Origin of the sequence: Microcystis sp. LE19-131.1A (genome assembly GCF_027532015.1) — a bacterium.
Classification (GTDB): domain Bacteria; phylum Cyanobacteriota; class Cyanobacteriia; order Cyanobacteriales; family Microcystaceae; genus Microcystis; species Microcystis ichthyoblabe_A.
Genome location: NZ_JAPZSS010000059.1, coordinates 1 through 8,788, shown reverse-complemented (window position 1 = coordinate 8,788; position 8,788 = coordinate 1). Strand labels below are relative to the sequence as shown.

Sequence of the window (8,788 nt, the reverse complement as noted above, 5' to 3'; positions counted from 1 at the left end):
AGGAGGAGCGGCGATAAAGGCGATGATGAAGCAGGTGGTGGCGGTGAGCAGGGTGGGGATCATGATCACACCGAACCAGCCGACATAAAGACGGTTGTTGGTGCTGGTGATCCACTGGCAGAACTGCTCCCACAGGGAAGCGCTCTCGCGCTGTTGTAGAGTGGTGGTCATTGGTTTATGATTCCTATTAAGTTATCGAGGTACGATTGATGATGTCTCTATCTTAAAGACTTTGTATCGGTTTGTAAAGGGGTTTAACGATATTGTTACTTATACCATTGATAAGCGGAGGTTATGTTAAGTCTATAGGGTTTCCTGACCAAGTTTTCCTTTTGGGGAGTAGGTCGTCAGAAGGCGATGCTAAATCAGGTCATACTTCATGTTTATGAAAAAAACCTAGATCTCGAACTCAGGTTAGACTAAAAAGGGAAATTTAATCATAATGGCGGTTGTCCTGACTATGGTAGAAAAAGTTCGTAAAACCGAGGCGGAATGGCAGGCCCAGCTAACTCCCGAACAGTTCCAAGTTACTCGCAAAAAGGGAACAGAACGGGCTTTTACTGGTAAATATCACGATAATAAGGAAAAAGGTATTTACAAATGTGTCTGCTGTGGTACGGAGTTATTTACTTCTGACAGCAAGTATGATTCGGGTACTGGTTGGCCGAGTTTCTGGACTGCTGCTAACGAGACTAATATTAAGTACGAGCGAGATGTTAGTTTTTTCATGGTGCGGACAGAGATTGTTTGTGCCGCCTGTGATGCTCATCTCGGTCACGTTTTTAATGATGGTCCACCCCCGACGGGAAAACGCTATTGTCTCAACTCTGCCGCTTTGCAGTTTGAAAAAAATCCCTAAAGCAAAAAGAGGTCTGGAAAGACCTCTTTTTTTAAGTTCTAGTGGCAGCCGATTACAGTAAACCTGTATTAGTTCCCGGTTTGCCAGTAGCTAACTGCACTTTGACAATTTTGCCGCCCATTTTCATGATGCGTTGTTGCTCACGAAACCAATTATCGTAGGGAACGAGTTTGGTAAAATAGGTATTTTGTAATTCCCGTTGTGTCCGAATGCGGCTTTGGCTTGGAACACAAGCGGTGATTTTGAACATCCGCATGGATTGACTTCTCCTAATCGCTGAAAAACTTGTCGCTCAAACTAACGAAGGCCTTTTTCTAAAATAACAAAGGTCGGGAGTCAAGGATCAATACTAGCTCGTCAAAACCTATCTTGGACAGATTCAGCCTTTAAAGACCTAGCACTCATCCTCGGCTTCCCGAACCTATTTTGTCCGAGTTCGTTATTTCTAGCTTAAGCCAGAGCTAATGTAGTCGAAGTAAATCCCCATTTCTTTACCCGCATCAGCACCAACTAAACTAGCGGTGACTTCTTTCATCGCTTGGATAGCTTGAACGGTGGAGGAGATGGGTACACCTAAAGAGTTGTAGGTTTCTTTCAGGCCGTTGAGAACGCGCTCGTCGAGGATAGAAGGATCTCCAGCTAACATAGCGTAGGTAGCATAACGGAGATAGTAGTCGAGGTCACGGATACAAGCGGCGTAACGACGGGTGGTGTACATATTGCCACCGGGACGGGTTACGTCAGAGTATAACAGGGACTTAGCCACAGCTTCCTTAACGATACCGGCAGCGTTGGCGCTAATGACACTAGCGGCGCGCACGCGCAGTTCACCGGTGGCGAAGTAGCCTTTCAGTTTGCCGAGAGCAGAAGCGTCAAGGTATTTGCCTTGAACGTCAGCAGAGTTGATAACAGAAGTAATTGCGTCTTGCATGGTGGTTCTTCCTTGGGTTTTGCTTAATCTTAAGAGGTTTACGGGGGGTGTGTCTAGAACAATTCACAAAGGAATTATTCTACGACATAGAGCCGATCACGTAATCGAAGTAGGAAGAAGCTTCAGAAGCATCGTCAGAAGACATAAGACCAGTAGCAACTTCTTTCATTTCGCGAACGCTTTGAGCTACGGCACCGATGTCGGTTCCTAAAGATTTGTACATTTCACGCACACCGACTAAACCGATTTCTTCAATCGGGGTGACATCACCAGCAACTACTCCGTAGGTGATTAAACGTAGGTAGTAGTCCATGTCACGCAGACAGGTAGCGGTCATTTCTTCGCCGTAAGCGTTGCCACCGGGGGAAACGATGTCAGGACGTTTTTGGAATAAGCGATCGCCAGCTTGTTTGACGATGGTTTCGCGAGCGCCAGTCAGGGTTTCAGCGATGCGTAAACGAGCGGCACCACTGGTAACGAAGGCTTTAATTCTGTCTAGTTCGCCGGGGCTGAGGTAACGAGCTTCAGCATCAGCATTCACGATCGATTTCGTGACGATACTCATTGATGGATTCCTCCCAACTAAGTGAGATTAATAAACTTAATCTGACATTTTATAGCAGTCGTGGTCACTACGCTTAAGTTATCTCGTTTCCGCCTCAGCGTCTCAAGACTTCCCTAGCTAGAGCGACCTAACGCAACTATTTTGCGGCATCTGGTTCACCTTCTCACTATTTTCGTAATACTTTTTAACATTTGCCCTGAGAAAGGAGCACCGGAGTGGGGTATGAGGTGTGGGGTGTAGGGTGTAGGGTGTAGGGTGTAGGGTGTGGGGAGAATAGATGAAACTGTCTCCTGTCTCCTGCCTCCTGACGACTGATTTAGCCTAGCCAATTAATTGCCCCTTTAATCCAGTCTTCTGGCTGAGTATTTTTACTAAATAAAGCATCTTGACTGAGGACTGCGATAGCTCGATCGATCTCCTCCCGGCTGTATCCTAAAGCTAAAAGGGTCATCTGCACATCTTCGAGGATTTCCGCTGCCGGTAGTATTGCCGTGGTTGTCGTCGTCGCTTCTTTTAGCTGTCGCCATGCTGCCAATTTAGTTTTTAACTCTAAAGCGATTCTCTCTGCTGTTTTTAAGCCGACTCCGGGGGTTTTGCTCAAAATTTTGGTATTTCCTGTCACTATCGCCACCACAAGTTCCTCAATCCCCAAGGTATCGATTAAAGCTAGGGCTAATTGCGCTCCAACTCCATTGACGGAAAGCAGTTGACGAAACAGATCTCGCTCTGGGGCGGTGCCGAAACCGTACAATAAAGGCTGCTCCTCGCGAAGGAGTAGGTGAGTAAAAATCTGACGACTATCATTGTTATCTTTGCCGATGTCTAGGGCTAATCGCGAGGGAATTTGGATTTCGTAACCGATCTGGTTTACGTCTAAAATCAAGATCAGTCGGTTATTGGGGGTTTTGATCACCTCGATCGCTTGTCCGCGTAAATAATTAATCATTAATTTAGTTCTCCTACGAAAATAACCGAACCACAGCAATGACGGTTTTTACTCCCTAAAGGAATGCCGGAGAGATTTGCAGTTTTGTTACAATTGTTAACAGAAGTGAATGGCGTAATTGATAACCTAATCTTCTTGGCGTTAGTCCCCAACAATTGGAGAAGATACAAAATGAATGGCAACATTAGAGTCGGGAATCTCTTTGGAATTCCCTTTTATATTAATCCTTCTTGGTTCTTTGTTCTGGGGTTAATTACCTTAACCTATGGAGGAGAATTAAGTCAGTTTCCCCAGTTAACGGGAATTATGCCCTGGCTCTTAGGATTTTTTGCCGCTATTCTCCTATTTGCCTCCGTGGTTGCCCACGAATTAGGTCATAGTTTTGTTGCCATCGCCCAAGGTATTGAAGTCAAATCAATTACCCTCTTTTTATTCGGTGGTTTGGCAACTCTCGGCAGAGAATCGAAAACTCCCCTAGAAGCTTTTCTCGTAGCAATTGCCGGCCCTTTAGTTAGTTTACTGCTCTTCGGTATCTTCCTAATTATTGGTCTCAATATTAGTTTAAATGCGCCCATGGCGGCGATTCTTTCTCTCCTGGCCTATATTAACCTCGCCCTAGGGCTATTTAACCTAATCCCCGGTTTACCTTTAGATGGTGGTAATATCCTTAAAGCCATCGTTTGGCAAGTAACGGGTAATCCCAATAAAGGGGTTTTATTCGCTAGTCGTTTCGGTCAATTTTTTGGTTGGTTAGCGATTGTCATCGGTGCGCTATCAATTCTCGGAATCACTCAATTTGGCAGTTTTTGGACGCTATTAATTGGCGTTTTCCTCCTACAAAATGCTGGTTTTTCCGCTCAATCAGCTAAGGTTCAAGATTTCCTAAGTCGCTACAGTGCTAAAGATGTTATCTCTCCTAATAGTCCTGTAGTGCCGATTAATTTAACCCTGCGCGATTTTGCTAATAATTATGTTATCGGTAAACAACAATGGTCTAAATTCCTAGTTACCGATAGCGAAGGTAAACTATTAGGAGTGATTAATTTAGAGGCTCTGAAAACAATTCCCACTTCCCAATGGACAGAGGTAAATATCGGCCAGTTATTACAAACTAGCGAAAGTCTCAAACTGGTTTTGTCTAATACTTCCCTCCTAGATGTGGTGAAAATTTTGGAAGGAGAAAATTTATCTCAAGTGACAGTGGTAGAGGAAAACGGCAGGGTTTTGGGGTTAATTGAAAAAGCTTCTATCCTTACTTTTCTCGCCCAAGAAACCCAAAGTCAAGCCGCTTAATCAGTTATCAGTTATCAGTTATCAGTTATCAGTCATCAGTTAGGTAAATGTATTTTTCACCTTAATATTGATGAATCAGTCTAATCGATATCTGCTAGGATTTATCCTTGTTGTCGCCGCTTATATAACTTTAATTGCTCCAGAAGTTAATAACCATATACAAGCAATGCTCGGAGGATCATCATCAAATTTACAAGCAAACAGATATTCTGAATTTCTTAGTTTTGTAATTAATGCGAGCATTTTATACCTTGTTAAGTTTCCGTATCGCAGAATTTTGCCTAGTATCTACTGTTACTTTAAAACTATTCCTTTTTGGTCTGATTTCGAGATCAGGCAATAAGCATTTTTTAACCACAGAGGCACAGAGGACACAAAGAGTCAACCCGCAGAATTTTGTCTAGTATCTCCTGACTATACTGACTGTCGTATTGCTTGCCATAATTGCTCGTATTCTTGCTCGGTTGCTGGCGATAAAGGGTTGAGAAAATCGCTTTTTTTGACTGCTTCTGGATTGACAAGTAAAGGATTATTTCTAATATCTGGGGGAATTTGATCGGGATTTTCAGTGAGAATTAGGGGTGATAATCCAGAGGTAAATAAAGAAATTTTATTAGCGGATTCTGGTTGCCAACAAAAATCAATCCATTGCTGGACAAGAGAATTAGGAGTAGTTAAAACTGGTTTTACCCACACATCTGACCAGAGAGAAGTGCCAGATTTGGGGACAACAACTTTAATTTTATTATGGCGATCGCTCACTGGTAAAATATCATTAGACCAACCCACAGACAGCCAGACATCACCGAGTATTAGGGGTTGTAAGTAATGTTGAGAACTATAAAATCTTACCTGTTTTTGTAAAGCGAATAGCTGGTCTTTTAGTCCCGTAACTTGTTTTAAATCACTGTAATTATAAGAATAACCCAATTTTTTTAGGGTTAAACCGATGACTTCGCGACGATTATCAATTAGGGCAATTTTACTGGTTAATTCCGGTCGCCATAGATCGGACCAATCCTGTGGCCGCCAGTCAAATTGAGCGAATTTTTTCTCATTATAGGCAATTACTGTCATTCCCCAACGGTAGGGCGCACCCCAGACTTTTCCCTCTGTTTCCAGTTGTCCTTGAGCATTGCGAGTCATATTTTCTTGCCAACGGGGGGGCAGTTTTGACCAATTAGAGAGTTGAGAAGTATCTAGGGGTTGAATTAAACCGTTGCTAATCGCTTTTCCTAGCCAAGCATCTCCTAGGGTGACTAAATTACCCATGGCTGGGTTTTGTTCCCTAAAAGGGATAGGAAACGAAAATTGTGAGGTTGGTTGCCCCTGATTGTTTAACCATTTTTCCAATAATTCTAATAGCTCTTTCAGCTGCCTTTCCGACTGAAAATTTACTTTTTTTTCGGCAATAGTTTTCTGAAAATCTGTTAGTAATCGCGGCGGAATCGAACCGGACAGGAGAAAAATGCTCGGCTCGCCGCTTCCGGAAGCGCAGCCATTTAAACCCCCCGCTAAGGCGATTGTACCTAATCCTTGCAAAAAAGAACGTCTATTTAACATATCGCCCGCCGATTCTCAACTTTAACAGTAATAATTGCCAGTTTCTAGCCTTGAATTATTATAGGACGATTTTTAACAAAATGTAAACTAGGGAGTTTTGCCGCTACCGATTTCAGCCATATAGAGGCTTTGTTGTTAACTTTTATGGTATAAAACTCTGATTTTGTCCTAGTTAAAGCTAGGATAGAAGGAGTAAGCTAAGGGGAGAGGGTATAAGACTATGCCAAACAATCATGATCGAGATTTCCATTATTCTTGTCGTTGTGGACAAGCCAATTTTCAGTCGGTAAAACATCAATCGGGTATTTTATTAATCGGGGGAGCGGAAGGAGGTAAATTAGGAGAAGATCAAGCGACCACATGGTTATTGAATCGGGCTAAAGGCGGTAATTACTTAGTGTTGCGCTTTGGCAATCTTGGCGGTCAAGCCGATTGGATTTGCGACAATTATCCCTCCCTGATCGGCTCGGCAGCGGAACTATCAATTGATAGTCGTGAAGGGGCGAATCATCCTGATGTTATCGAATATATTCGTAATGCCGATATCCTTTTTTTTGCCGGTGGTGATCAAAATTAGTACGAGGATTTGTGGGAAAGCACAAAGGTGGAAACAGCGATCAATTATCTAATCAACGACAAAAAAGTTCCCGTGGCGGGAACCAGCGCAGGAATGGCTATTCTGGGGGATTTTTACTATGCGCCCACTCACGAAGGAGTACTGAGTTCAGAAATATTAAATAATCCCTTTCACTTCAACACCAAAGACTTCTATCGGAGTGATTTTATTCGGGTTCCTTTTCTCAAAAAAGTGGTGACAGATACCCATTTGGATCGACTCAATCAAGATCATCCCGAAACAAGATATGGTCGCCTTTTTGGTTTTTTAGCCCGTAATGTACACGATAATCACAATCAACTACCTGCCTACGCTATCGGTTTAGAAGAAGGTGCTTTTCTGGCGATCGATGAGCATGGTATCGCCAAAGTCTATGGCAACGGCACCGATAAGGGACAAGATGCCTATTTTCTGCAAACTAACGGGACTCTACCCGAACAGATGGAGCCGGATCGGCCTTTAATCTGGAATAACAACGGTCAAGCGGTGAAAGTCTATCGCATCGCAGGAACCCCCTCCGGCAGCGGTGAATTTGACCTCAAGGATTGGTCTAGTGCGGCTGGCGGTGGCTGGGAATATTGGTACACTAAAGGGGGAATGGCAGGGTTTAAGCGGGTTCCAGTAGCCTGAAGGTCATTTTTGTCAAAAAAGTGATTTCTATGGGTGTTAGGATTAATTTTGAGGCAATAAGGAGAATTTTTTGAGCTATGACCCCTGAATTAATCACTTTTGGTCGATATCTCGCGGGTGAATTTGAAAATCAACGGCAAGCGCAAGCAGAACCGGTGTGGTACGTTCACCTGCGTTTATGGTTGCGTCCGTTGCCTTTATTTCGGGAAGACAGCATCGCGCTTTTTGCCGAACAGGCCAGTATCATCAATTTAGACCAACCCTACCGACCGCGACTGTGGCGATTAACGCGCTCGGAATCGGGAGGGTTAGAGGTTAGGCACTATATGTTTAATGACCTGAAATCCGTGCAAGGTGCGGGCAAAAATCCCGATATTTTGCGAAAAATTAGCTTAGAAGACCTAACTTTTCTGCATACCTGCACTTTATCGGTCAAAGTCAATACTCTCGCTGATAATCAATACCAGTTTATCGCCCAACCGCAACCGGAACAGCACTGTCAATTCACCTATGAGGGTACAACCTATCAGGTGGCTTTAGGTTTCGAGGTGACGAGTCATAGCCTAAAAACCTACGATAAAGGTCTAGATCCTGGCACTGGTAAGGGAATTTGGGGCGCTCTGCTCGGCCCCTATCAATACGAGAAAAAACAGGATTTTTCGGCAGAATTGGAGGTGTGAGGAAGATTGCATCACATTAGGTCAAAATGACGGCAGATAACACCGCAAACAGCCGCTAAAGCGGTAATTCCTAAAGCTGTACCGATGTCTTGTCCTTGATTGACGGCAAAAGAAGTGACGATTCCCGCACCTAAACCGGCGGTGATTGCTGCTCCGAGAAAATCTTTATCTGAGTTTTTATACATAGAGATAAGGCCAAATTTCGACAAAATCGTGTTTTTTACCTTATCATCCTCTTTTGAGCAACTAATCACCCGGGGGCGGAATTGCAATCAAGCTTTAGATTTAGCCACGTTTCTTAACATTAAGTTGGGTAAGATAGATAGGAGGTAAAATCGATGAAATTAGCTAAAATCTCTTTTTATGGCTTTTTAACTCTGATTATCTCCCTTTTGCTAATACTGAGTTTTGTTAATGCCAGCAAGGCACAATCGGATACGGCGGTAAGATCGGAGTTAATTAGTCTCCGCAATCGAGTTGAGCGCCTTGAAAGTCAGGTCCGAGGAATATCCATCCGCGGGGAAAATGCCGCTCCGATTCCCCAACGGCGATCGGGAACGGGTATAGTAGACCTCCTGCAAAAATAGGAACTGATTATGTACAATAAAGTAAAACACTCAGAAAAACCATGACTTACGAAAAAGTAAAAAATTTGAATCCAGAAGAGTTTAAACGCTTTTGTGGAGTATATCCTGAAACATTTAA

9 protein-coding genes and 3 pseudogenes are annotated in these 8,788 nt (G+C 43.5%); 5 read left to right on the top strand and 7 right to left on the bottom strand.

The genetic code is table 11. The annotated features are described in order from the left end of the window. A pseudogene (locus tag O9323_RS05210) lies at positions 1-171 on the bottom strand (photosystem II q(b) protein); the annotation flags it as partial. Positions 172-442: 271 nt separating this feature from the next. Here O9323_RS05210 and msrB point away from each other — a divergent pair. Further along, positions 443-859: a peptide-methionine (R)-S-oxide reductase MsrB gene (gene msrB, locus O9323_RS05205; RefSeq protein WP_288124776.1), complete on the top strand. Its 417-nt coding sequence runs from the start codon at positions 443-445 to the stop codon at positions 857-859. Positions 860-911: 52 nt separating this feature from the next. Here the strand turns inward: msrB and O9323_RS05200 are convergent, their stop codons facing one another. The 4 genes from O9323_RS05200 to ruvA form a co-directional block, all read right to left on the bottom strand. Continuing rightward, entirely contained in the window at positions 912-1,115 is a 204-nt protein-coding gene (locus O9323_RS05200; RefSeq protein WP_002739162.1) for a phycobilisome linker polypeptide, read from the bottom strand. 189 nt (positions 1,116-1,304) lie between these two features. Next, positions 1,305-1,790 (bottom strand): allophycocyanin subunit beta, encoded by a 486-nt coding sequence (gene apcB / locus O9323_RS05195; RefSeq protein ID WP_002738786.1) that lies wholly within the window; start codon positions 1,788-1,790, stop codon positions 1,305-1,307. Between the two features lie 79 nt (positions 1,791-1,869). After that, entirely contained in the window at positions 1,870-2,355 is a 486-nt protein-coding gene (gene apcA, locus O9323_RS05190; RefSeq protein WP_002744263.1) for an allophycocyanin subunit alpha, read from the bottom strand. 316 nt (positions 2,356-2,671) lie between these two features. Continuing rightward, complete coding sequence (gene ruvA, locus O9323_RS05185; RefSeq protein WP_002739332.1) at positions 2,672-3,301, bottom strand: Holliday junction branch migration protein RuvA; 630 nt, start codon at positions 3,299-3,301, stop codon at positions 2,672-2,674. A 63-nt stretch (positions 3,302-3,364) separates the two neighbouring features. On the opposite strand from ruvA, the gene O9323_RS05180 reads away from it, so the two are divergent. Next, complete coding sequence (locus tag O9323_RS05180; protein ID WP_193977006.1) at positions 3,365-4,594, top strand: site-2 protease family protein; 1,230 nt, start codon at positions 3,365-3,367, stop codon at positions 4,592-4,594. Positions 4,595-5,008: 414 nt separating this feature from the next. Here O9323_RS05180 and O9323_RS05175 read toward each other — a convergent pair whose 3' ends face one another. Beyond that, a complete protein-coding gene (locus O9323_RS05175; RefSeq protein WP_193977007.1) occupies positions 5,009-6,157 on the bottom strand; it encodes a substrate-binding domain-containing protein in 1,149 nt (382 codons plus the stop codon). Positions 6,158-6,377: 220 nt separating this feature from the next. Here O9323_RS05175 and O9323_RS05170 point away from each other — a divergent pair. Further along, positions 6,378-7,403, top strand: a pseudogene (locus O9323_RS05170) (cyanophycinase). A 77-nt stretch (positions 7,404-7,480) separates the two neighbouring features. Further along, complete coding sequence (locus O9323_RS05165; protein ID WP_002750839.1) at positions 7,481-8,083, top strand: chromophore lyase CpcT/CpeT; 603 nt, start codon at positions 7,481-7,483, stop codon at positions 8,081-8,083. Between the two features lie 11 nt (positions 8,084-8,094). Here the strand turns inward: O9323_RS05165 and O9323_RS05160 are convergent, their stop codons facing one another. Then, the gene (locus tag O9323_RS05160) at positions 8,095-8,268 is read right to left on the bottom strand and encodes a hypothetical protein (protein ID WP_002739017.1); all 174 of its coding nucleotides are present in this window, start codon (positions 8,266-8,268) and stop codon (positions 8,095-8,097) included. Positions 8,269-8,421: 153 nt separating this feature from the next. Between O9323_RS05160 and O9323_RS05155 the strand changes: the two are divergent. Next, positions 8,422-8,655: pseudogene (locus O9323_RS05155) on the top strand (hypothetical protein); the annotation flags it as partial. Positions 8,656-8,788 lie beyond the last annotated feature (133 nt).

Coding starts and splice junctions, on each gene's coding strand:
- msrB (WP_288124776.1), top strand. CDS start 443: ATGGCGGTTGTCCTGACTATGGTAGAAAAAGTTCGTAAAACCGAGGCG.
- O9323_RS05175 (WP_193977007.1), bottom strand. CDS start 6,157: ATGTTAAATAGACGTTCTTTTTTGCAAGGATTAGGTACAATCGCCTTA.
- O9323_RS05200 (WP_002739162.1), bottom strand. CDS start 1,115: ATGCGGATGTTCAAAATCACCGCTTGTGTTCCAAGCCAAAGCCGCATT.
- ruvA (WP_002739332.1), bottom strand. CDS start 3,301: ATGATTAATTATTTACGCGGACAAGCGATCGAGGTGATCAAAACCCCC.
- apcA (WP_002744263.1), bottom strand. CDS start 2,355: ATGAGTATCGTCACGAAATCGATCGTGAATGCTGATGCTGAAGCTCGT.
- O9323_RS05165 (WP_002750839.1), top strand. CDS start 7,481: ATGACCCCTGAATTAATCACTTTTGGTCGATATCTCGCGGGTGAATTT.
- apcB (WP_002738786.1), bottom strand. CDS start 1,790: ATGCAAGACGCAATTACTTCTGTTATCAACTCTGCTGACGTTCAAGGC.
- O9323_RS05180 (WP_193977006.1), top strand. CDS start 3,365: ATGCCGGAGAGATTTGCAGTTTTGTTACAATTGTTAACAGAAGTGAAT.
- O9323_RS05160 (WP_002739017.1), bottom strand. CDS start 8,268: ATGTATAAAAACTCAGATAAAGATTTTCTCGGAGCAGCAATCACCGCC.